The sequence below is a fragment of the Nitrobacter sp. CN101 genome (genome assembly GCF_055390255.1).
On record NZ_AP038833.1, the window covers coordinates 2,053,577 to 2,077,827 of the forward strand.

Consider the following 24,251-nt stretch of genomic DNA (forward strand, 5'->3'; position numbering starts at 1 on the left):
CATGATCGAATTCTTCTTCGATTGCTCCAGTCCCTGGACCTATCTCGCTTTCCACAACATCCAGCCGCTGGCAAAGGAGTTCGGGGAGCAGGTTTCGTGGCGGCCGGTTTTGGTCGGCGGAATATTCAATGCCATCAACCCGAGCGTCTATGCCTCGCGGGAAAATCCGGTGGCGGCGAAGGTTCGCTACATGAAGAAAGATCTCGCGGATTGGGCGCGGTTGGCGGGACTCGCGATCAAGATACCGCCGACTGTGTTCCCCGTAAACAGCATCAAAGCCATGCGCGGCTGTCTCTGGCTTGGCAACGACGCGATGGTGCCGTTCGCCAGATCGGTGTTTGAAGCCTATTGGCGCGATGACAAGGACATCTCGCGTGAGCCGGTTCTGGCCGAGATTTGCCGGTCCCTCGACATCGATCCTGAAAAGCTTCTGACCGGCATCGGAGATGAAGGCATCAAGAACGAACTCAAGGCTAATACCGACGAGGCGATCGCGCGTGGCGCGTTCGGATCGCCGACGATCTTTCTTAGCAAGACCGATATGTATTTCGGCAACGACCGGCTGCCGCTTGTCCGCGAGGCGCTGCAACGAAAGAGCGCTGCGTAACACCCGCGACGCTTTTTTTGTTATTTTTGCTTCTCCGTTGGAGCGAGAAACGTGCGAGCGCGCGTAACCAGTCGAATCTGCTCGGAGTTGTTAATTCGCATCGCCGCGACCAACTCGATCACCTTCTCGGCCTCCTTCAGCCTGGTTTCGGCGGCGATGCGACGCCTTCCTTCGTGGCCGAGTTGTTCGCCGATAGATCGGTGAGATTGATCCAATGCATCCCATTCCGCTTTGGCATCGCTCAGTGCCTGGATCTGGGCTTCGATGAGGTCGGCAGCTGCTTCACAAGCTTTTGCGGCATCCTTCACGACGACGCCGTGCCAAAGCTCGGTGAGGTTGCTCTGGTAGCCGTCCTTGAGCATCTCGGCGTCTTGCCGCAACCGCTCCACCAGGTTGTTCACATCGTCGGTTGGGATCATGGGTTCATCTCCTGCCTCATTTCATCACCGAGTGAACGCATTTGCAGAACGCGCGAGCTGTTTTGCAATACCGCCATTGCATTTCCTCACTAAGTATCTGAAAAGAAAGCGCGCAGGCATGGCGGAATCGGTAAACGCAAGGGACTCAAATCACTGCCCCCATGGCGAAACTGGTAGACGCAACAGACTTAAAATCTGTAGTCCCGTCAGGGACGTACCCGTTCGACTCGGGTTGGGGGCACCACTTCTTAGACCCGCGTTGGCTCTGCTAAAAGAAGGACGCCCCGGTGAGGGTGGGGATCGATGGTTGACGAAATTTTACTCTGCCCCTAGGCGCGCCGGTGACAGCGAAAATCTGGAGATAGGACAGTGACCGATTATCGAGTCTACATCCTCAACGACAAGGGCCACATCCAGAGCGACGCGCTCATAGTGAGCGCGGATGACGCTCAGGCGATCGAAGCTGCGAAGAGAATAGTGGGCGTTCGTCACGTGGAAATATGGGAGGGGGAGCGCTTGGTTGGCCGCTTCAAAACAACGCCTGATAGTTAGTCCGCGGCCCTAGTCAGGCCGCTCTGTTGCTTAGGATAAATTCGCATGACCCAGCATCAGCGTCATATCGTTACGCCGATCGATCCGGTGAAGCTGGATCGTCTCGCGGAAGTCGCGGTCAAGGTCGGCCTGCAACTTGCGCCGGGACAGGATCTTTTAATCACCGCGCCCGCGGTGGCGCTGCCTCTGGTGCGGCGGATCGCCGAACATGCCTACAAGGCAGGGGCGGGGCTGGTGACGCCATTTTTCTCCGATGACGACCTCACGTTGTCACGCTACAGGTTCGGGCCGGACGCGAGTTTCGATCGCGCCGCCAGCTGGCTCTATGAGGGCATGGCGAAAGCATTCGCGGCCAACACCGCGCGGCTCGCCGTGGTCGGCGACAATCCGATGCTGCTGTCGGGTGAGGATGCAGCGAAAGTCGCTCGCGCCAACAAGGCGAATTCCATGGCCTACCAGCCGGCGCTTGAGAAGATTGTCGGTTTTGACATCAACTGGAATATCGTCGCCTATCCGGGCACAGCGTGGGCAAGATTGATGTTTCCGGATGACAGCGCAGACGGCGCGGTGGCAAAACTTGCGGACGCGATTTTCTCCGCCTCGCGCGTCGACAACGATGATCCGATCGCGAACTGGACCGCACACAATGCGGCCCTGCGCCAGCGCACGGATTGGCTCAATAGCCAGCGCTTTCATGCTCTGCATTACTCCGGGCCAGGCACCGACCTCACGGTTGGCCTGGCCGACGGCCATGAATGGGTGGGCGGCGCTTCCGCGGCCAATAATGGCATCGTTTTCAACGCGAATATCCCGACCGAGGAGGTTTTTACCACGCCTCATGCATTGCGGGTCGAGGGGCACGTCCGAAGCACCAAGCCGCTGTCGTATCAAGGCACATTGATAGACGAGATCGCCGTCCGCTTCGAGCAGGGCCGCATCGTCGAGGCCAAGGCGTCGCGCGGCGCCGACGTGCTCAACAAGGTGCTGGATACGGATGAGGGCGCGCGGCGGCTCGGAGAGGTCGCGTTGGTGCCGCATTCCTCGCCGATTTCGAAAAGCGGCTTGTTATTCTATAACACATTGTTCGACGAGAACGCGGCGTGCCACATCGCACTCGGCCAATGCTATTCGAAGTGCTTCGTCGATGGCGAGAAGCTGTCGCCAGAGCAGATCGCGGCGCAAGGCGGCAACAAGAGCTTCATTCACATCGACTGGATGATCGGGTCAGGCCAGACCGATATTGATGGCATCAGCAGCGACGGCAGTCGTGTTCCTGTCTTTCGCAAGGGCGAGTGGGCGTGAACCGCCCACGCCTGATCGCACGAGCGGCCTCAATGCCGTCACGAGCCGGTGCTTTTTGGCAGTTCAGCGGGCGCTTGGCTCGGCTTGAATGGGGAACAATGCCGGACCGGATCGTTAGTGGCCGTCGTCTGCGGCTACCCGTGTTCATTGCTCTGCTGGTCATGGGCGGCGGTCTTGGCGGTTGCGCCAATCTCGGCGACGGTGCCGTCTCGGGCGCATTCGTCGATCCCGCGACGTATGATCTCTATGATTGCCCGCAGCTCGACGCGCAACGCAAATCCTTGGCGGTGCGCACAGCAACGTTGCAGGGGTTGATCGAAAAGGCTCATACGGGTGTCGCGGGTGCCGCCGTTGCCGAAGTAGCGTATCGCAACGACTACATTACCACTCGTGCCTCGGCTAAACTTGCCGACGAAACGTGGCGACGGAACGGGTGTGACGCGGCTTCGACCGCGCAGCAGACGCCGGCGAGCGAGCCCCGCGTTGCACCGAGGCGCTCCGACGGCGCCGTTAAATGATCTCCGACGATCGGCCCAACGACGGACAGCGATGAGCTAGAGTCCGCTCGGTTCAGGGCTGCCAGCTATAGATCCACTCCTGACGCGCCAGCATACGCTGCGGTCCCATCGCTCTGATGGCAAGATCGCGCGCCACAGCGGCGACACCCCGGAGATGGTAGATTCGCCCATTCAGTTGTGCGGTCTCTTGGACACGCGCAACGCGCGCGCGACGCAGCCTGGAATAACGCGCAAGTGCAGCCGCGACGCATTCGGCGTTTTCGTTCGTGGCTTCGCCGAGACACTGCGCCAGAACCGCGGCATCCTCGATCGCCATGCCCGCACCCTGCGCAACGAACGGCAGCATCGCATGGGCTGCATCGCCAAGCAGGGCGGTTGTATCGCGGTGCCACGCAGCCATCGGCGGAATTGTGAACAGCGCCCATTTGTGCCAGCGGTTCACGGCGTCGATCATCAAGTGCGCCGGTTCAGGCCAGTGCGCTTGTGCGAACGTGCGTTTGATATCCGCAGTATCTCCGGCAGCGCTCCCGCCGGGCTGGTTCCAGCTGCCCGGCACGATTGCGATCAAGTTGATCTGGTCCCCGCCTGACATCGGATATGTCACGAGATGCGCATCCGGACCCATCCAGAGCTGTATGCGCGGCGCGGTCATGTCGTATGGCAACTGTGCTGCCTCCACGGTCCCGCGCCACGCAATTAGGCCGGAAAACAGCGGAGCAGCGGCCGGAAAAAGCCGACTGCGCAAAGCGGACCACACGCCGTCGGCGCCTATAAGCGCCCACGCGGTCTCCTGAGCGCCAGCTGCGAACGCGGCTGCGTCTTCAACCCTGGCGCCAAGACGCAATTCGATATTTGGATGGTCGTGAACCTGTTCCAGCAGAGCGGCCTGCAGGTCGGCGCGATGCACCACCCAATAAGGCGCGCCGGCGCGCAACGCGGCTGTCTCGCCAAGCGGGATACGGCAGATCTCGCCGCCGTGCCGCGCACTCATGATGCTGACAGCTTCTGGCGCGAGCGCGCGGGCGGATAGCCGCGCATGCAAGCCGAGTTCGATCAAAACGCGGGTTGCGTTCGGCGAAAGTTGCAGCCCCGCGCCGACCCCTTCGAGGCGTTCAGCGGTTTCGATGATAAGAACACGACAACCCTTCGCCGCCAGCGCAAGCGATGCCGTCAAGCCTCCGATTCCGGCACCGGCGACAACGACCGTGCGTGACCGTGACCGTGTCACAGGCGGATCAGGCCGCCTTGTCCCTTACCACGCACTCTGGGGGACGGGACTGTCCGGCGCCGAGATCGGCCGCGAAACGGTACAGTGTCGAGCAATACGGGCAGATGACTTCGCTATCGTTGCCGAGATCAAGAAAGACGTGCGGATGATCGAATGGTGGATTGGCCCCGACGCACATGAATTCCTGCGAGCCGATTTCAATAACGGCGACGCCGGAATCGTTATGGAAATGGGGGACTACGTGATCAGACATGCTTTCCACCTCAAGTCGTTGCGAGACATTGACGCGCCCATAACGCAACGAGATCGCGCGGCACCATACTGGCCGGCGCTTCGAATTCCTAGAGCATTTTCGCTTTTGATTGAATCAGAAGCGAAGCTCTAGATTGTTGTTTTGACGCGTTTTCTTCACGCGGACCGTGATCCATGTCGCTCGAAAACAGCGCTTGCCGGAAACAGATTTGCAAATTTTGGCAGTCCGTTATCCATGCAAATTCGACATATTCCTGTCGTTTGAGAGAAGCCCTTTTTTGATCGGAAAAGCTGTGCTTGAAAGGCGGCATGCGACGGCAAATTGGCAGCGCGATAACGGCAGCCGCGGTGTGTGCAACAGCGTTCGCTGTGTTGTTGCCACGTGCCACGGACGCCGGCGCCATGCTGATAGCGCAGGATGACCCTGTGCAGCTTGCCGATCTTCAGCTGGAATCCGCACTTCGAAACGATCCTGCGCTGATCGGGCGGAACGTCGAGGCGGCGCTAGCGGCGCAGGATCCAGATCTTGCAAACAGCTTCGTCGATCTTGCGGCGGCCAAGGGAATGCCGATCCCGGACAAACTGTCTCAACGTGTCACCGAGGCCGTCGGAGAAGAAAATTCCAGCCAAGGTATCGCAACGAGATTCTTCTCTGGGCTTGTCACAGGCAATGCCGTCGACGGGGCCAGTCTTTCGGGCACGCTCACCGGCGACCTTTGCGTATTTGGTGATGTCCGGGACATCGTGCGGGAGGGCAGGCATCTGGCGATGGGCGAGGATACCGACCGGCTGCTGCTGGGGCTCGCCGCAGCAGGCGTCGTTGTGACGGGGGCCACCTTCGTGACCGTTGGCGGCGTAGCACCGGCCCGAGTCGGACTGACGCTTGTCAAGGATGCCAGGAAGGCTGGGCGGCTGGGTGAAGGCCTGAGCCGATGGGCAGGTCGTTCGGCGCGCGCGATGGTCGACATGCGGCAACTGCAAAACGCGGTCGCTGCGGGGTCGCTGGCGCGGCCGCGTCAGACAGCCGTCGCGATCAGGGCCGCGATCCGCGCCGAGAAAGCCGGTGGACTGGTGCGGCTCGCCAAGGATGTTGGCCGCATCGGTGAAAAGACCGGGACGCGCGGCGCGCTCGACATGTTGCGGATCGCTCAAGGGCCAAAAGATGTCACCCGCGCTGTGCGGCTCGCCGAGGCCAAAGGCGGACAGACCCGAGCTATCATCAAGATTTTGGGGCGGGGTGCGCTGCTACTCACGACCGGCGCGTTCAATCTGGCGATGTGGGTGCTTAGCGCGGTGTTCGCGCTGTTTGGTTTTCTGTCATCGATCAAGGCCACGACCGAGCGCCTGACGCTCTCATGGCTGCAACGTTCAAAAATCAGGCGTCTGCGCCGGCTGTCCGCCGCGCCGTCGCCGACGTAAACGTCTCATCGATCGTTGCTAGCCATCCCGTCTCCATCCAGATCACGGAAGCGCTGATGCCGAGCTTTCATCACGGCGATGTTGAAATTGCCTACCTCGACGAGGGCAATGGCGATCCCATCGTTCTTGTGCACGGCTTTGCGTCGAGCAAGAACGTGAACTGGGTGTATCCGACCTGGGTGTCGGAATTGCGCAAAAACGGTTTCCGGACAATCGCGTTTGACAACCGCGGCCACGGCGATTCCAGCAAGCTCTACGATCCGGAAGACTATCACATCGGCACGATGGCGAGCGACATCACGGCGTTGATGGATCATCTTGCCATCGCGCGCGCGGACGTCATGGGATATTCGCTCGGCGCCAGGATGATGGGAATTCTGGCGCGGACTCGGCCTGAACGGGTGCGCTCCGGAATTTTCGGCGGTCTGGGTATCGGATTGATCAAGGGGGGCGGTCCGGGCGAAAGCGTAGCCAGGGCGCTGGAGGCACCGTCGCTGGATGACGTGACCGATCCGTTCGGCCGGACGTTCCGGGTCTTTGCCGATCAGACCCGATCTGATCGGCGCGCCCTGGCGGCGTGTTTGCGCGGATCACGGCGGCTGATGACGGAAGCTGAAGTCGCCGGCATCGAGGTACCAACGCTGATAGCGGTCGGCACGAAAGACGAGATCGCGGGATCGGCGCAGGAGCTCGCGGACGTTATCCCCGGTGCGGAGGTGTTGAACATTCCCAACCGCGACCACATGCGTGCTGTGGGAGACAAGGTCTACAAGGAAGGCGTGCTGAGATTTCTGTCTCGTCGGCCGTGAAGCCATCCGTAGCGACTGGCGAGGAACCTCGCCGCCGCGATCAGCACCACGAACGTCGCGATCCAGACCATGCGCGCGCCGTAGCGGTCATGGGGGCCTGATATAACGCCGCAGATGAACGCGTTACCGAGCAATGCCAAGCAAACCGTCGCGGCAAGAAGTTCGACGTCATCGATACGCCGCCGCCATATCGCCGCCAGGGCGATCACGGCGGCCAACAGCATCGAGGCAAGCGCGACCGGAACGTGAATCCAGTTGATAGCCGTAAACTTGATATTCCAGTGCTGCTGCTGCGCAGCGCGCATGGTCTTTGCCTGTTCCGGCAGATAGCGTTCGATGATGCCGTAGGTGTGTGGAATCCATCCGGTGGTGCCTTCGCCGGTGTCGACACTCACGAGTTGCTCTGCCGTTGCTTCGGCTGCAGCTTCGGCCTGCCAAAGAGGGTAGGCGACCAGTGCGTGCGTGGCGATGAACTCCATCTCGCCGTTCATGCCGGCGAAGCGTCCCAGTTTGTCGAATATGGTGTCATTGCCCCAAAGGAAATCATCCGCTGTTGCCGGCAGTTGATTGCGGTAGGGGCAAAGCTTCAACTTGATCTTGTCGCAGTGGTCGTTGAGATAGCGCGCGACGATACCGTCCTGCATCATGCGTCCGAACGAGACGGAGGCGCCACCGGGTGTCCAGGCAAGCCGGCCTGTCAAAAAGACATTGGCAGCCAGCAGCATGGCCGCGCCGGCAAGGATCGTCAGGGAACCCTGAACCAGCCCTGTGATCTGAAGCCTTGGGCCGAGCAATGGCTTGACGATCCACCCCGCACAACACAGTCCCAACAGGACCCCGAACGTGGCCGTGTGGCTCGCCGCCGCGAAGGACGTAAACAGAAACAGCGAGATTTTCTCGGCGATCGAAAGCTTGCCGTTATGCACCACGAGGATGTATAGCGCGAGCACCGCCAGCCCCGCGAAAATGTCGGTTAGCAACATGCTGGCGAGCCACGGTAGCGCGGTGGCCGTGATGAGGATCAGGGCGATTGTGAGAAGCCGCAATGGCTGCGCCATGTTGAGCACGCGCAAGGTCAAATGCAGGATCCACAGCGTCAGCAGCGCCTGGCATACCAAATTGATCCAGAAGTACGAGCTCTGTCCCAAATGAAGGTAGATGCCATAGGCGTTCGAACGGCTGATCTCGAGATGGCCTTCATACCATCGCGCCAGATAGCCGCCCGTATCATATTGAAGCAGCGGATAGCCGTTCCAGATCGCTGGAGCGAGCAAAAGCACGGGAATGACGACGGCCGCGATCCAGCCCCACGGTATTTCCGCGTCACGCGTGTGTAAGACCGGGGTCGAAATGGACGTGTTCTCCGGTGGGCGGCGCACCATTCCGCCTATTGAGTGTTCCGTCGCACATGCATAATTTATTTGACGTAAATTAGTCCGACGTTGGCCTGAACGATGAAGATTTCCGATCCGTTTGGTGGCGCCGGGCCTCTCTCAGGGACCGAATATAGTACGAAGATTCAAGCCTTTAGATCGGTTAACCCTAGACGGGCTAAATGAATATTCTCTGAACATCAAGGACAACGACCTCGCAACATGTTAAACTGCGGGGCAAAATCGAGGTTGCGAGACGACCATGGCGATCCAGCACGTCAATTCGCAGAATCCGACACTAGCTGCGCTCGATCCGATCTGGGATCGCATCCGCAGCGAGGCCGAAGACATCGTTCGCCGCGAACCTGAGCTGGCGGCCTTTATCTATTCGTCCGTTCTTCATCATGATCGGCTTGAGGCTGCGGTGGTGCATCGCGTCGCAGGGCGGCTGGACCATTCGGCCTTGTCAGGCGACCTGATCCGCCAGACCTTCGATGAGGCGCTCCGCGACGATCCCGATATCGGCAACGCGTTCCGTGCCGATCTGGTGGCGGTGTTCGACCGCGACCCCGCGACGTCGCGGTTCATCGATCCGCTGCTCTACTTCAAAGGCTTTCATGCCATCCAGACCCACCGCCTCGCGCACTGGCTCCAAAAGAAAGGCCGCAAGGATTTTGCCTATTACCTGCAGAGCCGTTCTTCCTCGGTGTTCCAGGTCGACATCAATCCTGCCGCCAAAATCGGCCGTGGAATTTTCCTCGATCATGCGACCGGTTTTGTCGTCGGTGAGACCGCGGTCATCGAGGATGACGTGTCGATCCTGCATGGCGTGACACTCGGTGGTACCGGCAAGGAAAATGAGGACCGCCATCCGAAGATCCGCCACGGCGTCATGATCGGCGCGGGCGCGAAAATCCTTGGCAATATCGAGGTCGGACATTGCGCGCGCATCGCGGCCGGATCGGTCGTCGTGAAACCGGTGCCGCACAATGTCACCGTCGCAGGCGTTCCAGCCAGAACGGTCGGTCCGGCCGGCTGCTCGGAGCCCTCGCGCACGATGAATCAGATGCTGAATGCGACTCCAGAATCATAAGCTTGCCAGCGTTCTTTCGAATCTGAAGTTCCCGGGGGCGCAGTGCAGCGGCGAACTGGGCTGCAGACACCGACGACCTAAAAATAGGAATCGATTTTCAGACGAGATAATGCGTGATTAAAAGGATATGGCGAGAGTAATGATCCCAATCCGAAAGGCCGCGCCAGCGCAAAGTGGAAACCGGTTTCGGACAAGATCGTGCCCAATCGAAAGATTTAAAACAAAGTTTATTCAGCGCGGTTGATCGGACCCCGGAGTCAGAACTCTGCGGAGTTGAATGAGACTCTAGAACCCTGCGACCCCTCACATTTGGAGACTGCCGTGAACGTTCAGGAAGTCAGGAAACTCGACGCCTACCTCAAGCGTGTGTTCGGAAACCCCAGGATTCGTGTGGTGCCGCGTCCAAAGAAGGACGACTCGGCCGAGGTCTATATCGGCGAGGAGTTTATTGGCGTGCTATTCGTCGACGACGAGGACGACGATCGTTCGTTTCAGTTTCAGATGGCTATTCTTGAGGAGGATTTAGCCGACGTCGGTTAATTGTCGAAGCTAGTTTTGCAGCGGGTGCAGTTGCTGCACGAGCTGCTCCATCCCACCGGCAACGTCGCGCCATTCTGTTAGCCATTGCCGTGGAAAGCGGAACGTCAGGTCGGCGCTCCCGATCCGGCGTTCGCTCAGGCACATGCCCGGCGTCATGGCATCGCGGGTACATCGCGCCACTAGCGCGGGCGTCTGCGCCATGAGCAGATCTTCGCCCGCATACGGCGTTCCGTCGCGGAATGCACGTATCGATAGTCCGTCCTGAGACGGTGCGTGAGTGGCATCAAGATAACGCGGATAGATGTTACGCACGAGGATATCCGGTGCCAGCGAATCGTGATGGGCGGCAATCGATAGGAAAACGCGGTCGATCGGCTGCGGTCCATCTTCGACGGTCTCGGCGGTGACATGTCTCGGCGCATCCTGCGTTGCCAGCGAAGGATAAAGGAAATTCAGATCGATGCGCTCCTGCGGCCCCGAATGTCTCTGAATTTTCACACGGAAGGCGCGCTTCGGCACATTGAACACGGTTTGCCCGATGCTGACCGGCAATCGCTCATTGTTGTCAGGCGCTTTGGGAGTCCAGGTTGGCCACAACAAATAGGCGACTGCGGTGATCGCGGGCATCGCGATCATCACGGCTGCGAGTAGCGGGATCAGATGACCGGCCGGCGGTTTCCCGCGCGACCGGCGCGGGGCGGACGACAGCATGGCCATGCGACAGACATTTCCGAAAGGACGAATCAGCCGCGACTATGCCACGCAATGTGGAGTTTGCATGCGAGGTCAGCCGTACTGTGCCAGCGCGCTAGGTTGGCGCGCGTGCGTCGCGTTAACCCTTTCTTAAGGATAAGGTGGCGAGGCAAGCGGCATTTTGCGAAGGAGGGGACGCCGTAGTCGTGAACGGATGTCCTTTTCGATGTCGCCGGATGCGTTGAATTCCTTCTTTTCCCTGTGCATCGGATTCGCCATCGCTGGCGCGCTCGCCAGCGGTTATCAGGCGTTCGTCAAACACCCCGCGGGCTTTGGATTGCTGCAGCAGGGTGTTGTTGCCAGGGCATTTGCTGCGGTGCCGTTCCTGATCTTCGCTGCGCCCTTCATCATCATGCGCAACACACTTCGCGGACGACGCATCGAGCGGCGCCGTTTTGAGTTCGTCATGATGGCGACCGTGATCGCGGGTTTCTGGAGCCTGATGTCTGGCACCTGCGTGGTCATGACGCTGAAGGCGGTCGGGTTGCTCGCCTAAGCGCCGCCGTGGCACTGTCGCCGCTAGCTGGCAGGGAGGCGTGATGGCGATTTACGAACTCGATGGGCAGGTGCCCGACCTGCCGGAAAGCGGGCGCTATTTCATCGCCGAAACCGCCGCGGTAATCGGCAGGGTTCGCCTCCGCGACAATGCGAGCGTGTGGTTCGGCGCGGTGCTGCGCGGCGATAACGAATGGATCGAAGTTGGAGAGGGTTCCAACGTTCAGGATGGGTGCACCTGCCATACCGATGAGGGATTTCCGCTGACGATAGGAAGCAACTGCACGATTGGCCATAACGTTATTCTGCACGGCTGCACCATCGAAAATGGTGCGCTGATCGGTATGGGTTCGATCGTTATGAACGGCGCGCGGGTAGGTCGCGGCTGCATCGTCGGCGCCGGCGCGCTCATTACCGAAGGCAAGCAGTTTGCAGAGTACTCTTTCATTGTCGGCGCGCCGGCGCGCGTGACCCGCACGCTTAAACCTTCCGAGATCGAGGCGATGGGAAGCGGCGCGAAATTCTACGCTGCGAACGGCCTGCGCTTCGGAAAGGGCCTGAAGCGAATCGGCTGAAATCCTCGGTGGAACCCGCTGACGAAAGTTGCAAAAAGCCGTGGTCGTCGCCTATTCCTTGGGCTAGATGTGGGCGCCGATAACAGGCTGGAGAATGCAGCGATGCGGGCGTTTCGATGTGCGGGTGTTTTGACATTTGCAATTGCGATTGCGTCGGGCGGAATCGTTCTGATCGATGCTCCGGCCACAGCAGCGGCCCAAACCGCGGAGAAAACCATGACAACAGCATCGGGTTTGCAGATCACGGACACCAAAGTTGGGGAGGGCCCTTCGCCTCAGCCGGGCCAGGTTTGCATCATGCATTACACCGGCTGGCTCTATAAGGACGGGCAGAAAGGTGACAAGTTCGACAGTTCGGTGGACCGCAACGAACCCTTCGAGTTTCCAATCGGAAAGCGTCGCGTGATAGCAGGCTGGGACGAAGGCGTCGCCTCTATGAAGGTCGGCGGCAAGCGCACGCTGATCATTCCGCCGGAGCTCGGTTACGGAGCACGCGGCGCCGGTGGAGTCATTCCGCCCAATGCAACGTTGATTTTTGACGTCGAGCTGCTCGGCCTGAAAGGCTGAGCCGCTCCGCGCGGCCGTCGTTTCGCGCGGTAGCGCACTGATCCGTTCTTGGCCTTATAACGCGCGCTGAAGCTTTCCTGAAAAGGGGTGCGGCCAGCCTTTTGGGGGAAGGCTGGCCGCGCGCGAGCCGGTCTGGGGACGGGGAGGGGTATGACCGGGTCGCGGGTCTCTTAGTTGTTGTTTATCGAGAACTGGCCGTCGCGACCGCCGGGTGGTTATCGTCCAGCGCAACCCAGACATCGGGGTCGCTTTGCGATTGTCGTTTCATGAAGCGGTAGCCGGTCTTCATCCAGGCCAGGACGTCTTCATTCTGGTTGTCGAGAATGAACTCCCCCTTGTCTGTTTTAACGGTTAGGACGGCATGGCCATCGCCCTGCTTGTCGCGGACCACCGTGACCAGCAACGCCTCACGCGGCCACCCAGCGTCGATCAGCATCTTGCGCTTCAACAGGACGTAGTCTTCGCAATCCCCGTGGCCGTCGGTGGGAAGCGACCACTTTTCGACGACGCCCCAATGATCCTTGTCCGTCATCGGCTTGACGGTTTCGTTGACCCAGCGGTTGACCTTCAGGAGATCGCGCCAGGCGTCAGGCGTTAAGACGATATCACGCGGCTGCGTTGCGCCGGCGTGGCATTCCTTCGGATTATCGCTGCAGAATTCAACCCAACCGATCGGCGCCCGTGTGGTGTCGCCGAGACTCGCATAGAGTTTTTCTGCTTCCGCGGCTCCCGCTGGCGTTGCCATTCCCCACAGGATGGCGCCAACCACCGCCAGTCCCACTCCCTGACCCCTGTTGAGCATTGTGGCCCCCGTTTCTTGTTGGGACCACATTTCGCACAAAGGATTTGCGCCGGCGCTAAATGCTCGAAGTGCATTCGATGCAAATGCGAGTAAAGTTCGCCGCTAATTGAATCCGTACTTGAATCGAAATTGACTCAAATTTTAGCGATCATCATCGATTCAAATTTTAGATATTAGCGATTGAAACCCGATTGAATCGCGGTTTTTCGTATCGGAACGCGCCTGCCGTTAACCCTGAGATCGCGGGCTTCTGCTGTGGCAGAGGCGGACAACGAGGATCGCAAGGCGGGGGTTTGCGAGAATGGCCGTTTACCGGGCGGTGACGTTATCTTCGAGAGTCCTGCTCGTGAATAAAATCGAGCGCGAAGGGCGGATGGCGCTGCGCCTCGGACAGCGTCGAGTAAAGCGTGTCAGTAACGCAACTCCCGAAAGCGTCGAGTATCAGTAATTCCATTGGAGCTGGCCGGAGAAAAAAGGGAAGTACCGAGAATCAATCCCGAGAATGGCCGTTTACCGGCCGCTGACGCTGGCTTCCAGAGTATCGGGATGTTGCTCGTGAATGAACTCGAGCGCGAAGCCCTCTTCCAGATTGCGGACAACGCGGGCGAGCACCTTGCCGAGTGCGACCTTGGACTGTAGCGGGGGTCGTTTTTCGGCCGAGACGGCGGCCCCCGACATCGAAAGGTCGATGATTCGGCAAGTCAGCCTTGTGCCGTCTTCAAGTGTGAGGGTCGCGATGGGGTTGCGCGGCACGATGCGTTCGTGGCGGCGGTCTTCCGGAAGATTGAGGATGTCGCGATTGGCGAGCCAGGTGAGTTGCGACGCCAGCTTGTCTCGTTTGCGGGGGGTCGCGCTGACGCTCATGGCGAACCCGCTGTCGATAATCCGGGTAATCTTGCCTTCGACCCGGCCGATGTGGTCGAGATAGACGATGACCCGGTCACCGACGTTGCCGATACCGGGGGCCAGCATGGCCAGCCCGCCGGGGGACATGTTGATAACCTGGCAGGGGAATTCGCGCCGATCCGGCAGCATATAGCGACCCAGCAGGTGAATCTTGACCCGCTGAAATCGCCGGCGCTCAACCGGCAGGTTCGAGATTTTCTGCGCCAACGCCATAAATCGATCGGTCCGCGGGTCGACCAACGGTCGGTATGAATAAACCTTAAGGTTGTCAGGGTTAACGCGGCGTTAGCGTTTCTGAGTGGTATAGCCCGAACGCGACTGCACAAACTGGCCTAGATCGACACCAAAACGGCTCATGCCGCGTCTACAAGAGGCGCGACAAGGCTCGCTTCTTCGAGCACGGGCATATCTGGCGCGCTTACGATAGAGGATTGCGGTACGCTCACGCGTTTCCGAACACCCGTTTAAAGATCGTATCGACGTGCTTCAGGTGATAGTTGAGGTCGAACTGCTCGGCGATCTCAGCGGCGGTGAGATATTTCGTCACATCGGCATCGTTCTTCAAAAGCGTCTGGAAGTCGCCTTCGCCGCGCCACACCGGCATGGCATTCCGCTGAACCAGCTTGTAGGCATCTTCGCGGCTCGCGCCTTTTTGGGTGAGCGCGATCAGCACGCGCTGCGAATGCACGAGCCCGCCAAGCCGGTCGAGGTTCTTTTGCATGGTGGCGGGATAGATCAACAGCTTGTCGATGACGCTTGCGAGGCGGTTGAGCGCAAAGTCCAGCGTCACAGTGGCGTCCGGGCCGATCATGCGTTCGGCCGAGGAGTGCGAGATGTCGCGCTCGTGCCAGAGAGCGACGTTCTCCAGGGCTGGTGTCACATAGCCGCGCACCATGCGGGCAAGCCCGGTGATGTTCTCGGTCAGCACGGGGTTGCGCTTGTGCGGCATCGCTGACGAACCCTTCTGCCCCTCGGAGAAGAACTCCTCGGCCTCCAGCACCTCGGTGCGTTGCAGATGGCGGATTTCGATAGCGAGCCGTTCCATCGAGGAGGCGATGACGCCCAGCGTCGCGAAAAACATTGCGTGGCGGTCGCGCGGGATCACCTGCGTCGACACCGGCTCGGGGATTAATCCCATCGCTCGGGCAACGTGCTCCTCCACGCGGGGATCGATCTGGGCGAAGGTGCCGACCGCGCCCGAGATCGCGCAGGTCGCGACCTCCCTGCGGGCCGCGGTCAGGCGTTCCTTGGCGCGTGTGAACTCCGCATAGGCGTAAGCGAGCTTGAGTCCGAAGGTCACGGGCTCGGCATGAATACCGTGCGAGCGGCCGATGGTCGGCGTCATCTTGTGTTCAAACGCGCGGGTTTTCAGCGCCCCGAGCAGCCTATCGATATCGGCGATCAGGATGTCGGCAGCGCGGGTGAGTTGTACGTTGAAGCACGTGTCGAGCACGTCCGATGACGTCATGCCCTGATGCACGAAGCGCGCCTCGGGACCGACGATTTCGGCAAGATGAGTCAGAAAGGCGATAACGTCATGCCTGGTCTCGCGCTCGATTTCGTCGATGCGCTCCACATTGAACGTCGCATCCTTGGCCTTGGCCCAGATGGTTTCAGCAGCTTGCTTCGGGATCACCCCGAGTTCGGCCTGGGCGTCCGCCGCGTGAGCCTCGATCTCGAACCAGATCTTGAAACGGGTCTGCGGCTCCCAGATCGAAGCCATTTCCGGACGGGTGTAACGAGGAATCATCGACGATCCTTGAGGTTTTCAGGGATTATGCCGCGCTTTAGCAGAGCTCTCGGAAGGAAACAAACGGTGCGAATGGAAGGTCGAACCAGGACGTGTATTCATAAATCCGGGATCGTCCGCTTGTAAGGAGTAGAGCAGACACAGCCTGTGAACCGCCCCGGGTTTGCCGGAGGCTATTTCGTTTGAGTCACGCCGCCAGTTTCTGCTCATTGAGCATAGCGTAGTAACGTTCCTCAGCTTCGGCCGGCGGGATGTTGCCGATTGGCTCCAGCAGCCGGCGATTGTTGAACCAGTCGACCCAGGTCAGCGTCGCGAACTCGACGGCTTCGAAACTCCGCCAAGGTCCACGTCTGTGGATGACCTCAGCCTTGTAGAGCCCATTGATCGTTTCGGCGAGCGCATTGTCGTAGCTGTCGCCGACGCTGCCGACGGAAGGCTCGATGCCCGCCTCAGCAAGGCGCTCGGTGTATCGAATACTGACGTATTGCGAACCCCTGTCGGAATGGTGCACCAGGCCACCACGTGCTGGTCGCCGTTCGTGAAGCGCTTGTTCCAGCGCGTCGAGCACGAAGCTTGCATACGCCGTTCGGGAGACGCGCCAGCCGACGATGCGACGAGCGTAGGCGTCGATCACAAAAGCGACGTAGATGAACCCGCTCCAAGTACTCACATAGGTGAAGTCGGAGAGCCAGAGCATATTGGGCGCCGGCGCATGGAATTGGCGGTTCACATGGTCCTGCGGGCAAGCCGCGGCCTTGTCCTGCATCGTTGTGCGGACTGGTTTGCCGCGGATCACGCCCTGGAGGCCGAGGTCGGCCATCAGGCGCTCGACCGTACAACGCGCGACAACGACGCCTTCGCGGTTGAGCTGCCGCCAGACCTTCCGTGCGCCGTAGACTTCGAAGTTCTCGGCGAAGACACGTTCGATCTCCGGCTTCAACACCAAATCCCGGTGCGCCCGAACCGATAACTTCGAAGGATCAACCCTCTTGGCGACGTGGTCATGGTAGGTCGAGGGGGCAATCGGCAGAACCTTGCAGATCGGCTCGACCCCATAGACCTCGCGATGATCGTCAATAAACGCGATCATGTCTTTGACCGGCGGTCAGGCTCCGCCTGGGCAAAATACGCGGATGCCTTGCGCAGGATCTCATTGGCTTGCCGGAGTTCACGGTTCTCGCGCTCCAAAGACTTCATCTTGGCGGTCATGTCCGTCGATGCGCCAGGACGCTTGCCGGTGTCGACCTCCGACTTCTTCACCCAGTCGTTCAATGTCTGGCCTGTGCAGCCGATCTTCGCGGTAACCGAGGTAATCGCAGCCCATCGCGACTGACGCTCATGCTCGTGATCAAGGACCAGTCGGACAGCGCGGTTGCGGACCTCAGGCGAAAACTTGTTGGTCGTCTTACTCATGGTGGCTCCATCCTCTCAAGAGTTGGAGCCTCCGGCAAACCCAGGGCGGTTCACTAAGGCCATCGTTCCCCGCTCAGCCTAAATATCCTGAGGGCAGCGATTGAGATACACTTCTCCCACGGCATCCAACCTTGGGAGACTTGATTTGACCTATATGTCACGGAGAGAATTCATGTCAGCATTGGCGGTGGCCGGCGTCCTCACGGACGAAAACGGAAAGAAGTATAAGTTTTCTCTTGAAGAGATCGTTACTCAACAGCCGCAGCCGAAACCGCAACCCGATCCTGAGTCCCAGCCCAAACCGGTGGTGTCGAGTATTCCTTTATCGCCAGAGGACGTCCGCTTTGCCAAGAATACCAAGTCGGGGCCGACTGGAGTGGCGAAAGGCGGCACCCTTGCGAACAAGACCATCGTCGACGCAAGCGATGCGGTTTCGGTATACTTCGGTAGTAACGGAACCGTAAAGGACACCTGCATCCAGTCGCGCGAAGGCATCCGAGTTGCCGGCGGCGGCGAGGTCGTGATTGATGGCTGCTACATTGAGGTCAATGGCATTGGCGATGACCACGCAGACGGACTACAAACATACGCGCCTGGAAAACGCGGCGTAATCAAGGTGCGTAATTCGACATTCAAGTGCGGAATGAATGCGGCCACCGCTGGATTCTTTGTCGCCGACAATTGGACCGGCACAATTGATTTCGATGGCGTCGTTTTTTGTGGAGGCCCCTACGGCGCTCGTATTCATCCTGACACGGGCGGCGACAACATTCTTCGCTTCAAGGACGTATTCTTCGTCGGGCCGTTTAAGTACGACGCAATGAGGATGGAGGGCGCGGGCGGCCACAAGAATAGGATCGAGCTTTGGGAGAACGTGTGTGAGGCTACCATCGTTAATGGCGCGCTGGTGCCAGGTAAGGCGATCCCTAAGCCGTTCTAGTATCTCTTTATAAGGCTTGAACTGATGGGCATTGTACCCGGTTCGGTCAGTAATACGCCAACTCTGGCCACCCGAACCAACACAACCATCACCGCGCCGAGTGGTATCACCAACGGTGATCTGCTCGTCGTGGTCCTGCACGTCGGCGACGGGTCGTCAGTCCCGGCTCTAGCCGTGACACCTCCGGCAGGTTTACGGAGGTAACTAACAGCCCGTCCGCCATCGACAACACCGACCCTTACACGGTCGCGATGCATGTCTATTGGAAGGTGGCTTCCGGCGAGTCCGGAAGCTACGTTTTCACACACTCCTCGGCAGACACCGAAGGATATATGTATCGGCTCACGGGAGCCGATACGACGACTCCGATTGATGTCACGCCGGTTGTTCAGAATTCTGGAACCTCCCCCGGTTCTGGGGCCCCTAGCAGGCTGTTGAAGAAGTGTTCGGTCTGGCTTTGGGGATGGCTTGATCGCCGTTGTGATAGGCGAATGCGATCTGGATTGAGCCGCCGTCGAGCAGTTTGGCGTGGCCGTGAGACGGCGGGTCATGCTGGCACCGCCATGAGCTTCGGCAATCGCACCAGATTGTAAGCGGCGGCTGCGAAGGTGAAGGCCCATCCGACGCGGTCGCGGCCACGGAAGCGGGTCTTGTCCTGGCGGGCAACCATCTTGATCCAGCCGAACGCTTCCTCAATGCGCTTGCGGAGACGCTGGCTGATGGCATAGCCGCGGTGCCGCGTCGTGCGCCCGTCGATCGCCGAGCTTCGGCCGCTTGTGTTCTGCGCCACGTGCGGCGTCACCTTCATCGCGCGCAACTCGTTGACGAAGTCCTCCGTGTCATAGGCCTTATCAGCGCCAAGTGTGATGGCCAGGGGCCGGTCGGCGCGAGGTTCGATCATGTGCAACGCCGCCACCCGCTCGGCATGTCCGCCGGCCAGCGTCAGGCAGGCGTCGACCAACAGGCCATGGCGGTTCTCCATCAGCCCATGACCCATGAAGCATAGCTTCGCCTCCTTGCCCTTGCCCTTCTTGTAGAGCCTTGCGTCCGGATCGGTGGTCGAAGCATGCGTGTCGTTAGTCCGCTTCTCGCCGTGGAAGTCGGCTTCGGCATTGCGCCCGACGCCGCCGGCCGGCGGCTCGCCAGAGCCGTCCTTCGGTTTGACGCTCTTCGTCGAAGCCCAGGCCTCGATCAGCGTGCCGTCGACCGAGAAGTGATCGCTCGACAGCAGCTTCTCCACCTTGGGCTGGGCCAGCACCGCACTCAGGAACTTGGCCGCGATGTCGCCCTCAAGCAGCCGGTCGCGGTTCTTCGAGAACACCGAATGGTCCCAGGCTGGATCGTCGACGCCGATGCCCACGAACCAGCGGAACAGAAGGTCGTATTCCAGCCGCTCCATAGGCAACCGCTCCGAGCGGATCGAGTAGAACGCCTGCAACAGCATCGCCCTGAGCAACTTCTCGGGTGGGATCGACGGCCGCCCGAGTGGCGAATACAGCGCCGCGAACTCCCGCTCCAAAGCGACAAGCGCTTCATTCACAATTACCCGGATGGCGCGAAGCGGGTGATCGCGCCGAACCCGCGCCTCCAGATCAACGTAGCTGAACAACTCGCCAGTCAGATTGTCACCACCGCGCACCCATCAGATCCAAATCGCTTCAAAGCCAATGAATCATGCTCACAGCTCGGCCGCGACTGGCCTTTTTCAACAGCCTGCTAGCAAGCAAATAGGCCGCTATGAAAAATGCCCACATCAAGGCTTCGATTTCAGGGGTTACGATGCGCCAAAGATGCCATGCAGTAATCCCGCCGGAATGGTTCATTGCATTCATAGCAACTAGGACGGCAACGCCGCTAATTGCGAGCCACATGGTAGGTTTTTCGTGAATTGCCTTGATAACGCGGCCGCCAGAGTAGGATAAGTACGCCAAACCGATGCCGATCAAGAATTGGTTAATGCGCCCGACAATCGTGAAATAACTTAGGCGGTACATTTCTGCGGGACTATTTGTGCATCGGCATCAGCACAATCATTCGAAGTAGCCAAAATAGACAGATAGTGGCGAATAGAAATCTGAGTCCATTTCGCCCGGCTAGCGTGAATAAAAATGGGGCGATCAGGTAGAATTGAAATTCGACGGATATCGTCCAGATCGTTCCGGCCAGTCCCGCAGGGTCCGAGAAGGCGGCACCTGTATTTGCGAGCAATAAGAATGGCGCCGCGATTTTCCCGAGGTCTAGATTCTGGACGGAGTACGTCGCGAAAACGATGACGACGAACATTAGAGGGAAGATGCGGAGCGCTCTGTTACGTATGAACTGCCAGTACAAAATTTTACGGTCAAATGTTCCTGTCGCAAGAATATAGCCGCTGAGTACCATGAACCGCCATGCGAGGAGCGACCTCGCGCTGCTACTAACGGGTATTCTGGGAGCCACCCGGCATAAGCCGCTTAATCTCTGATGCTTTCGGTGCGTTAGCGGATTTCAGGCCGCCAACACGCCGCGGACCGTATCACCACAACCGAGCCGAGTGAACCCCGGCTCAATCGCCCAAGAAGAAGGACACAACCAATGACCAACCTCGATTCCGGGGACGCCCCCGCTATGCCTGCTGCTCCCCTTGTAGCGCGCTCAACAATACGCATGGGCGCAACCGGCGACGCTGTGCGTCAAATCCAAATTGCGCTCAAAGTGATCGGCTACACACACGATTCGATCCCGTGGTGCGCATTGTTCGCAAACCACTGCCTGACAAAGGTTGGTCTCAAGGGCACCGGGACGCTTTCAGGATGTCCGGGTTTGCCAGGAAGTCGTCATTCGCGATCTGGCTGGTGCCTTTCCATGTGATCGTGACCCGACACGCGGTCGCGCGGCGGGCGTCGATGTAGCGCGACGGGTCGATCTCATATGTTCCGTCGCCCTGCCCGCCCTTATCGAGAATGTCCGGTTCGTTGAGAAAGTCCTCCGAGGACAGGATGTCGCTCGCGCCGCCGGTTCGGATTAGATCGCCAGACTTTGCAACCGTACCGGTGAAAACGCCCGACCAGCCGTCCGCCACCTCGTCACGCACGGCGATGACGTTGGTAACCAGCGACGCGCCTGCAATCTCTACCGCCGCCGCATTGCGACTGTAGATGCGATCGCCATCCGGCCCAGTGTAAGCCTTGACGAAGTAGAGCCCGTTGCCGTGGGTCGCAAACGGTGAATGCGCGATGGTTCCGAGCTCGAGTCCGGCCGCCCAGCTATCCCCTTTACGGATCGCGTAGCGGATGGTGCGAACGTCAGCGATCTCATCCCATGAGATTGAAGTGTTACTGTCGACATAAGCAACGCCGCGAATGTTCTGAACGTCCACCGGCGGCAGTCGCATGCCTTCAAGTTCAAAAGCCTCGATTGTGACCCACAACGACGGTCGGCCGAACCCATCGAGCGAACGAACTCGAAAACCCCATGTGCCGGCCGCGAGGTCGAGTAGATCAATCGAGTTGAGACTCGAAAACTGCGGCGATGACGGTTGCCAGTTAAGACCTGGTGGCTTGACCTGCGCCTCATAGTTGATCACGCGCGGATCGGGTGACAACTCCCATGACAAGATCACTTCCGAATGCGGCGCGGCACTGATCAGAATAATGCACTCGACAGCCATCAACGCGCTGGGCGGCAGGATCGGGCCAGTCGGCAACGCCGAATAGTTCGGCGGTTCTAGGACCAAGCCCTGCTCGATACGCGGGAATTTGGTCGGATCGTGCAGGATGCCGGTGAGCGAGTAATTCCCCTTGTTGGTTTCGTCCTCGTCACGTTTGATGACCTTGATCAAGCGCGGCGCGAGATCCGAGGCCGTCAGCACCCAGACGGCGTTGACGATCGGCGCCGGCGCGAGCTCGGCGCCGAAGGAGAGCGTATCGGTCGTTCCCGCCGCCGTGGTCACCTGCCGCGCCGCGACGGTGCCGTCGGCTAGCGCCACACTGATGTCGTAACTCTTGCCCTCCTCGAGCGTGACCGGCCGGTCCAGCACCAGCAGCCCCATCACGCCGGACGTTTCACCCTGCGACGCGTCCGCCGAATTCGACGCCTGCATAGGATGGATCCTGCACGACGATTTCGCCGGGATAGACGTCCGAATGGTCCCATGCCGCCTGCCAACTGCAGGTCTCGGCCTCGCTCTTTTCCGTTTCCAGCGCCCACCGCCCCATGCGATTGGCCTGGCCGCGCGAGGTGCAGCCGATCGCGACCACTTCCATGGTGCGGTAACCGAAGCGAGCGATGTCGGCGGGATCGCCCTCGACCACCTTCATAGGCCGGCTGGCAGAAATCGTCCGGGTCATACCAGGTGACGATCGCAACGGTATGGCGCGCCTTCAGGCTGCCGCCGCCCCAGTTGATGATGCCGCCGATCACGTTGGCCGGCGTCACAAGCTTGACCGGATCGAGCGGCCGATCGGCGCTGGCGGTGACGCTATCCCAATAGGTCTTATCCGCGGTGACCCGGCGGACCCTAATAGCCCAATCGCCAGCGGATGGCCTCGGAATACGGAAGCTGCGCTGATAGGCGCTTGATGTTTTGCCTGAGAAAAAGCAATTCCCAGGCGAGACATCAACCCACGCCCCGCCGTTCATCTGCACATCGATCGCGATCTGAACCGTGGTCGGCCCGATGTTGCCGGTCGAAGTGTCTACCGACTGCAGCCCATTGAGACGGATGGTGACAAGCGCTGCCGTTGCGTCCGGATTGGGCTCTCGACTTCGCGGGGAAGTGGCCGGCGATAAAGCTCGCTGGGCCGGCCGTTGGCGCCTTCGCGCCTATGCTGAGAGATGGTGGTGGCCACATTGCGATCGTGGTTGGCCGGGATCAGCACGGCAACATCATGGGCCTCGGAGGCAATCAATCAGACGCTGTCGTGTGTCTGATATCCCAGTATGCGCATGCCGAGCGCTATACCTGCACTTGGCATCAGTATGAACGCGGCAAGTGCCTTCCGATTTTGAAAGACGTTGGGCCTATGCCGCCAAGCATTCGTCGCCTCCTGGCCGAAAGAGCTGGAAGGGTTGTCAATCCAACCTGTGACGATGTGCGGGCTGTAGTGGCGTGGATTGGAGAGGCGAGGGCCGTGGGAATGGCTCGGGAAGCCGGGGCGACGGAAAAGAAAATCAAAGACGCGCGACGGTGCTTGAGAAACTGATGGTGCGGGCGAGGGGACTCGAACCCCAAGGCAGGGCCGTCATGTGCCTGCACATAACGGGAGCGCCAGCCAATCCAAATGGCCAAGGCCCGCAGCAAGCCAGATCACCTTATCGCATCTCGCGCCGGATCGGAATCCTCATGTCTAAAATCCTCCTCCCGATAGGCGAGCTAATGCTCTTCCTCGGCCTTTGGATCGCCCTATGGGACATCCGCAACGAGTTCTTGCTGTGGCTGCTAGGGGTAGGGTTGTTGCTCCTCAGTGTTGGGCTGGCGTTGGAGTGACACTACCTTAGCCACGAGGCGTTTGCTTTGGCTATGTCTTCAGCGCGGTGCCAGCCTTCGATCTGCTCCGGCGTCAGAGTTGCAGAGAACCGCTCCCACGCATCCTTAAACTCGCTCTTGGCTTCATCCAGACTAGCGGCGGTGCCATTGCACCATGACGGGATCGGGAGCAGCGGGGTTACGTGCCACTGCCATACGACACCTTGCCAAGACCGTTCGTCGGCAAGCCTGATCCTCCCGATGCATCGATCCTTATGGAAGACGCAATAATCGTCCTTCAGCTGGTCGCCGGCGATGACGGTGGGGCGGAGCAAGTAATCCATATCTCCATCTTAAGGTGGCAGGCGCAGAATCCTAGCCCTTCTTCAACGGCCTCAGTTTCGATCCATGCTCCTTCACGAAGCCGAGACGGGGTTCGTTGAGGATCTTATCCTGCCAGCTCAACCAACCGCCTCGCAGATCATACGTTTC

At 59.6% G+C, this 24,251-nt stretch carries 29 protein-coding genes, 1 tRNA gene, 2 pseudogenes and 1 other annotated feature; of the genes and pseudogenes, 15 read left to right on the forward strand and 17 right to left on the reverse strand.

Going from position 1 to position 24,251, the window contains the following annotated elements; genetic code table 11:
• The first annotated feature begins 1 nt into the window (after nucleotide 1).
• Nucleotides 2-607, forward strand: coding sequence for a DsbA family protein (locus tag ACZ5IL_RS10150; RefSeq protein WP_464596666.1), 606 nt, complete (start codon nucleotides 2-4; stop codon nucleotides 605-607).
• 20 nt (nucleotides 608-627) lie between these two features.
• On the opposite strand, the gene ACZ5IL_RS10155 is transcribed toward ACZ5IL_RS10150, so the two are convergent.
• The gene (locus ACZ5IL_RS10155) at nucleotides 628-969 is read right to left on the reverse strand and encodes a hypothetical protein (RefSeq protein ID WP_425905046.1); all 342 of its coding nucleotides are present in this window, start codon (nucleotides 967-969) and stop codon (nucleotides 628-630) included.
• A 212-nt stretch (nucleotides 970-1,181) separates the two neighbouring features.
• Between ACZ5IL_RS10155 and ACZ5IL_RS10160 the strand changes: the two genes are divergently transcribed.
• The 4 genes from ACZ5IL_RS10160 to ACZ5IL_RS10175 all read left to right on the forward strand — a co-directional run bounded on the left by ACZ5IL_RS10160 (nucleotide 1,182) and on the right by ACZ5IL_RS10175 (nucleotide 3,398).
• Nucleotides 1,182-1,270 (forward strand) — tRNA-Leu (locus ACZ5IL_RS10160).
• 125 nt (nucleotides 1,271-1,395) lie between these two features.
• Complete coding sequence (locus ACZ5IL_RS10165) at nucleotides 1,396-1,578, forward strand: hypothetical protein (RefSeq protein WP_464596667.1); 183 nt, start codon at nucleotides 1,396-1,398, stop codon at nucleotides 1,576-1,578.
• A 45-nt stretch (nucleotides 1,579-1,623) separates the two neighbouring features.
• Nucleotides 1,624-2,880, forward strand: a complete 1,257-nt coding sequence (locus ACZ5IL_RS10170; protein ID WP_464596668.1) for an aminopeptidase — start codon at nucleotides 1,624-1,626, stop codon at nucleotides 2,878-2,880.
• Between the two features lie 98 nt (nucleotides 2,881-2,978).
• Complete coding sequence (locus ACZ5IL_RS10175) at nucleotides 2,979-3,398, forward strand: twin-arginine translocation pathway signal (protein WP_464596888.1); 420 nt, start codon at nucleotides 2,979-2,981, stop codon at nucleotides 3,396-3,398.
• A 52-nt stretch (nucleotides 3,399-3,450) separates the two neighbouring features.
• Here ACZ5IL_RS10175 and ACZ5IL_RS10180 read toward each other — a convergent pair whose 3' ends face one another.
• From ACZ5IL_RS10180 to ACZ5IL_RS10190, 3 genes are all read right to left on the reverse strand, one after another.
• Nucleotides 3,451-4,626, reverse strand: coding sequence for an FAD-dependent monooxygenase (locus ACZ5IL_RS10180; RefSeq protein WP_464596669.1), 1,176 nt, complete (start codon nucleotides 4,624-4,626; stop codon nucleotides 3,451-3,453).
• 7 nt (nucleotides 4,627-4,633) lie between these two features.
• The gene (locus tag ACZ5IL_RS10185) at nucleotides 4,634-4,879 is read right to left on the reverse strand and encodes a zinc-finger domain-containing protein (RefSeq protein WP_079447202.1); all 246 of its coding nucleotides are present in this window, start codon (nucleotides 4,877-4,879) and stop codon (nucleotides 4,634-4,636) included.
• 88 nt (nucleotides 4,880-4,967) lie between these two features.
• On the reverse strand, nucleotides 4,968-5,282 hold the full coding sequence (locus tag ACZ5IL_RS10190) for a hypothetical protein (RefSeq protein ID WP_464597000.1): 315 nt from the start codon (nucleotides 5,280-5,282) through the stop codon (nucleotides 4,968-4,970).
• Between ACZ5IL_RS10190 and ACZ5IL_RS10195 the strand changes: the two genes are divergently transcribed.
• Together ACZ5IL_RS10195 and ACZ5IL_RS10200 are read left to right on the forward strand one after the other, a co-directional pair.
• Nucleotides 5,188-6,297 (forward strand): hypothetical protein, encoded by a 1,110-nt coding sequence (locus ACZ5IL_RS10195; protein WP_464596670.1) that lies wholly within the window; start codon nucleotides 5,188-5,190, stop codon nucleotides 6,295-6,297. The two genes, ACZ5IL_RS10190 and ACZ5IL_RS10195, sit on opposite strands and share 95 nt — an antisense overlap.
• A 56-nt stretch (nucleotides 6,298-6,353) precedes the next feature.
• Entirely contained in the window at nucleotides 6,354-7,106 is a 753-nt protein-coding gene (locus ACZ5IL_RS10200; RefSeq protein WP_464596889.1) for an alpha/beta fold hydrolase, read from the forward strand.
• Here the strand turns inward: ACZ5IL_RS10200 and ACZ5IL_RS10205 are convergent.
• Complete coding sequence (locus tag ACZ5IL_RS10205) at nucleotides 7,064-8,488, reverse strand: hypothetical protein (RefSeq protein ID WP_464596672.1); 1,425 nt, start codon at nucleotides 8,486-8,488, stop codon at nucleotides 7,064-7,066. The two genes, ACZ5IL_RS10200 and ACZ5IL_RS10205, sit on opposite strands and share 43 nt — an antisense overlap.
• A gap of 253 nt (nucleotides 8,489-8,741) precedes the next feature.
• Between ACZ5IL_RS10205 and cysE the strand changes: the two genes are divergently transcribed.
• Both cysE and ACZ5IL_RS10215 read left to right on the forward strand, forming a co-directional pair.
• Nucleotides 8,742-9,572, forward strand: coding sequence for a serine O-acetyltransferase (gene cysE / locus ACZ5IL_RS10210; RefSeq protein WP_464596673.1), 831 nt, complete (start codon nucleotides 8,742-8,744; stop codon nucleotides 9,570-9,572).
• 321 nt (nucleotides 9,573-9,893) lie between these two features.
• Nucleotides 9,894-10,112 carry a DUF3126 family protein gene (locus ACZ5IL_RS10215; protein ID WP_079447176.1) on the forward strand — a complete coding sequence of 73 codons (219 nt, stop codon included), beginning with the start codon at nucleotides 9,894-9,896 and terminating at the stop codon, nucleotides 10,110-10,112.
• 9 nt (nucleotides 10,113-10,121) lie between these two features.
• On the opposite strand, the gene ACZ5IL_RS10220 is transcribed toward ACZ5IL_RS10215, so the two are convergent.
• Entirely contained in the window at nucleotides 10,122-10,829 is a 708-nt protein-coding gene (locus tag ACZ5IL_RS10220) for a hypothetical protein (protein ID WP_464596674.1), read from the reverse strand.
• Between the two features lie 202 nt (nucleotides 10,830-11,031).
• Here ACZ5IL_RS10220 and ACZ5IL_RS10225 point away from each other — a divergent pair, with 202 nt between their 5' ends.
• The 3 genes from ACZ5IL_RS10225 (at nucleotide 11,032) to ACZ5IL_RS10235 (ending at nucleotide 12,502) form a co-directional block, all read left to right on the forward strand.
• Nucleotides 11,032-11,361, forward strand: a complete 330-nt coding sequence (locus ACZ5IL_RS10225; protein ID WP_464596890.1) for a DUF6949 family protein — start codon at nucleotides 11,032-11,034, stop codon at nucleotides 11,359-11,361.
• Nucleotides 11,362-11,404: 43 nt separating this feature from the next.
• Nucleotides 11,405-11,935 (forward strand): gamma carbonic anhydrase family protein, encoded by a 531-nt coding sequence (locus ACZ5IL_RS10230; RefSeq protein WP_464596675.1) that lies wholly within the window; start codon nucleotides 11,405-11,407, stop codon nucleotides 11,933-11,935.
• A gap of 102 nt (nucleotides 11,936-12,037) precedes the next feature.
• On the forward strand, nucleotides 12,038-12,502 hold the full coding sequence (locus ACZ5IL_RS10235) for an FKBP-type peptidyl-prolyl cis-trans isomerase (protein ID WP_079447173.1): 465 nt from the start codon (nucleotides 12,038-12,040) through the stop codon (nucleotides 12,500-12,502).
• Nucleotides 12,503-12,683: 181 nt separating this feature from the next.
• Here the strand turns inward: ACZ5IL_RS10235 and ACZ5IL_RS10240 are convergent, their stop codons facing one another.
• The 4 genes and pseudogenes from ACZ5IL_RS10240 to ACZ5IL_RS10255 form a co-directional block, all read right to left on the reverse strand.
• The gene (locus tag ACZ5IL_RS10240) at nucleotides 12,684-13,304 is read right to left on the reverse strand and encodes a transglutaminase-like cysteine peptidase (protein WP_464596677.1); all 621 of its coding nucleotides are present in this window, start codon (nucleotides 13,302-13,304) and stop codon (nucleotides 12,684-12,686) included.
• A 510-nt stretch (nucleotides 13,305-13,814) separates the two neighbouring features.
• Nucleotides 13,815-14,423, reverse strand: coding sequence for a PilZ domain-containing protein (locus tag ACZ5IL_RS10245; protein WP_079447171.1), 609 nt, complete (start codon nucleotides 14,421-14,423; stop codon nucleotides 13,815-13,817).
• A gap of 229 nt (nucleotides 14,424-14,652) precedes the next feature.
• Nucleotides 14,653-15,960, reverse strand: coding sequence for an adenylosuccinate lyase (gene purB / locus ACZ5IL_RS10250; protein WP_464596679.1), 1,308 nt, complete (start codon nucleotides 15,958-15,960; stop codon nucleotides 14,653-14,655).
• Between the two features lie 187 nt (nucleotides 15,961-16,147).
• Nucleotides 16,148-17,373, reverse strand: a pseudogene (locus tag ACZ5IL_RS10255) (IS3 family transposase).
• Nucleotides 16,976-17,092, reverse strand: a sequence feature (AL1L pseudoknot). Its footprint overlaps the pseudogene before it by 117 nt.
• A gap of 181 nt (nucleotides 17,374-17,554) precedes the next feature.
• Between ACZ5IL_RS10255 and ACZ5IL_RS10260 the strand changes: the two are divergent.
• Together ACZ5IL_RS10260 and ACZ5IL_RS10265 are read left to right on the forward strand one after the other, a co-directional pair.
• Nucleotides 17,555-18,313: a hypothetical protein gene (locus ACZ5IL_RS10260; protein WP_464596680.1), complete on the forward strand. Its 759-nt coding sequence runs from the start codon at nucleotides 17,555-17,557 to the stop codon at nucleotides 18,311-18,313.
• 24 nt (nucleotides 18,314-18,337) lie between these two features.
• Nucleotides 18,338-18,517, forward strand: coding sequence for a hypothetical protein (locus ACZ5IL_RS10265; protein ID WP_464596682.1), 180 nt, complete (start codon nucleotides 18,338-18,340; stop codon nucleotides 18,515-18,517).
• 343 nt (nucleotides 18,518-18,860) lie between these two features.
• On the opposite strand, the gene ACZ5IL_RS10270 is transcribed toward ACZ5IL_RS10265, so the two are convergent.
• The 5 genes from ACZ5IL_RS10270 to ACZ5IL_RS10290 all read right to left on the reverse strand — a co-directional run bounded on the left by ACZ5IL_RS10270 (nucleotide 18,861) and on the right by ACZ5IL_RS10290 (nucleotide 22,641).
• Nucleotides 18,861-19,952 (reverse strand): IS5 family transposase, encoded by a 1,092-nt coding sequence (locus ACZ5IL_RS10270; protein WP_464592499.1) that lies wholly within the window; start codon nucleotides 19,950-19,952, stop codon nucleotides 18,861-18,863.
• Nucleotides 19,953-19,971: 19 nt separating this feature from the next.
• Entirely contained in the window at nucleotides 19,972-20,307 is a 336-nt protein-coding gene (locus tag ACZ5IL_RS10275) for a hypothetical protein (RefSeq protein ID WP_464596683.1), read from the reverse strand.
• Between the two features lie 10 nt (nucleotides 20,308-20,317).
• Entirely contained in the window at nucleotides 20,318-20,695 is a 378-nt protein-coding gene (locus tag ACZ5IL_RS10280) for an acyltransferase family protein (RefSeq protein WP_464596684.1), read from the reverse strand.
• A gap of 385 nt (nucleotides 20,696-21,080) precedes the next feature.
• Nucleotides 21,081-22,394, reverse strand: coding sequence for a hypothetical protein (locus ACZ5IL_RS10285; RefSeq protein WP_464596685.1), 1,314 nt, complete (start codon nucleotides 22,392-22,394; stop codon nucleotides 21,081-21,083).
• Nucleotides 22,357-22,641 (reverse strand): phage tail protein, encoded by a 285-nt coding sequence (locus ACZ5IL_RS10290; RefSeq protein WP_464596686.1) that lies wholly within the window; start codon nucleotides 22,639-22,641, stop codon nucleotides 22,357-22,359. Before ACZ5IL_RS10290 ends, ACZ5IL_RS10285 begins: the two co-directional genes overlap by 38 nt.
• Nucleotides 22,642-22,646: 5 nt before the next feature.
• On the opposite strand from ACZ5IL_RS10290, the gene ACZ5IL_RS10295 reads away from it, so the two are divergent.
• Nucleotides 22,647-22,784 carry a hypothetical protein gene (locus tag ACZ5IL_RS10295; protein ID WP_464596687.1) on the forward strand — a complete coding sequence of 46 codons (138 nt, stop codon included), beginning with the start codon at nucleotides 22,647-22,649 and terminating at the stop codon, nucleotides 22,782-22,784.
• 59 nt (nucleotides 22,785-22,843) lie between these two features.
• On the opposite strand, the pseudogene gpJ reads toward ACZ5IL_RS10295, so the two are convergent.
• Together gpJ and ACZ5IL_RS10305 are read right to left on the reverse strand one after the other, a co-directional pair.
• A pseudogene (gene gpJ, locus ACZ5IL_RS10300) lies at nucleotides 22,844-23,017 on the reverse strand (TipJ family phage tail tip protein); the annotation flags it as partial.
• A 765-nt stretch (nucleotides 23,018-23,782) separates the two neighbouring features.
• Nucleotides 23,783-24,103 (reverse strand): hypothetical protein, encoded by a 321-nt coding sequence (locus tag ACZ5IL_RS10305; RefSeq protein WP_464596689.1) that lies wholly within the window; start codon nucleotides 24,101-24,103, stop codon nucleotides 23,783-23,785.
• Nucleotides 24,104-24,251: the final 148 nt, after the last annotated feature.

Bases quoted from the DNA above. Each gene is read 5' to 3' on its own strand.
- ACZ5IL_RS10175 (WP_464596888.1), top strand. From the start codon at position 2,979: ATGCCGGACCGGATCGTTAGTGGCCGTCGTCTGCGGCTACCCGTGTTC.
- ACZ5IL_RS10265 (WP_464596682.1), top strand. From the start codon at position 18,338: ATGGGCATTGTACCCGGTTCGGTCAGTAATACGCCAACTCTGGCCACC.
- ACZ5IL_RS10150 (WP_464596666.1), top strand. From the start codon at position 2: ATGATCGAATTCTTCTTCGATTGCTCCAGTCCCTGGACCTATCTCGCT.
- ACZ5IL_RS10235 (WP_079447173.1), top strand. From the start codon at position 12,038: ATGCGGGCGTTTCGATGTGCGGGTGTTTTGACATTTGCAATTGCGATT.
- purB (WP_464596679.1), bottom strand. From the start codon at position 15,960: ATGATTCCTCGTTACACCCGTCCGGAAATGGCTTCGATCTGGGAGCCG.
- ACZ5IL_RS10305 (WP_464596689.1), bottom strand. From the start codon at position 24,103: ATGGATTACTTGCTCCGCCCCACCGTCATCGCCGGCGACCAGCTGAAG.
- ACZ5IL_RS10185 (WP_079447202.1), bottom strand. From the start codon at position 4,879: ATGTCTGATCACGTAGTCCCCCATTTCCATAACGATTCCGGCGTCGCC.
- ACZ5IL_RS10190 (WP_464597000.1), bottom strand. From the start codon at position 5,282: ATGGCGCCGGCGTCCGTGGCACGTGGCAACAACACAGCGAACGCTGTT.
- ACZ5IL_RS10230 (WP_464596675.1), top strand. From the start codon at position 11,405: ATGGCGATTTACGAACTCGATGGGCAGGTGCCCGACCTGCCGGAAAGC.
- ACZ5IL_RS10155 (WP_425905046.1), bottom strand. From the start codon at position 969: ATGCTCAAGGACGGCTACCAGAGCAACCTCACCGAGCTTTGGCACGGC.
- ACZ5IL_RS10240 (WP_464596677.1), bottom strand. From the start codon at position 13,304: ATGCTCAACAGGGGTCAGGGAGTGGGACTGGCGGTGGTTGGCGCCATC.
- ACZ5IL_RS10245 (WP_079447171.1), bottom strand. From the start codon at position 14,423: ATGGCGTTGGCGCAGAAAATCTCGAACCTGCCGGTTGAGCGCCGGCGA.
- cysE (WP_464596673.1), top strand. From the start codon at position 8,742: ATGGCGATCCAGCACGTCAATTCGCAGAATCCGACACTAGCTGCGCTC.
- ACZ5IL_RS10205 (WP_464596672.1), bottom strand. From the start codon at position 8,488: ATGGTGCGCCGCCCACCGGAGAACACGTCCATTTCGACCCCGGTCTTA.
- ACZ5IL_RS10170 (WP_464596668.1), top strand. From the start codon at position 1,624: ATGACCCAGCATCAGCGTCATATCGTTACGCCGATCGATCCGGTGAAG.
- ACZ5IL_RS10280 (WP_464596684.1), bottom strand. From the start codon at position 20,695: ATGGTACTCAGCGGCTATATTCTTGCGACAGGAACATTTGACCGTAAA.
- ACZ5IL_RS10200 (WP_464596889.1), top strand. From the start codon at position 6,354: ATGCCGAGCTTTCATCACGGCGATGTTGAAATTGCCTACCTCGACGAG.
- ACZ5IL_RS10290 (WP_464596686.1), bottom strand. From the start codon at position 22,641: ATGACCCGGACGATTTCTGCCAGCCGGCCTATGAAGGTGGTCGAGGGC.
- ACZ5IL_RS10220 (WP_464596674.1), bottom strand. From the start codon at position 10,829: ATGGCCATGCTGTCGTCCGCCCCGCGCCGGTCGCGCGGGAAACCGCCG.
- ACZ5IL_RS10285 (WP_464596685.1), bottom strand. From the start codon at position 22,394: ATGCAGGCGTCGAATTCGGCGGACGCGTCGCAGGGTGAAACGTCCGGC.
- ACZ5IL_RS10225 (WP_464596890.1), top strand. From the start codon at position 11,032: ATGTCGCCGGATGCGTTGAATTCCTTCTTTTCCCTGTGCATCGGATTC.
- ACZ5IL_RS10275 (WP_464596683.1), bottom strand. From the start codon at position 20,307: ATGTACCGCCTAAGTTATTTCACGATTGTCGGGCGCATTAACCAATTC.
- ACZ5IL_RS10195 (WP_464596670.1), top strand. From the start codon at position 5,188: ATGCGACGGCAAATTGGCAGCGCGATAACGGCAGCCGCGGTGTGTGCA.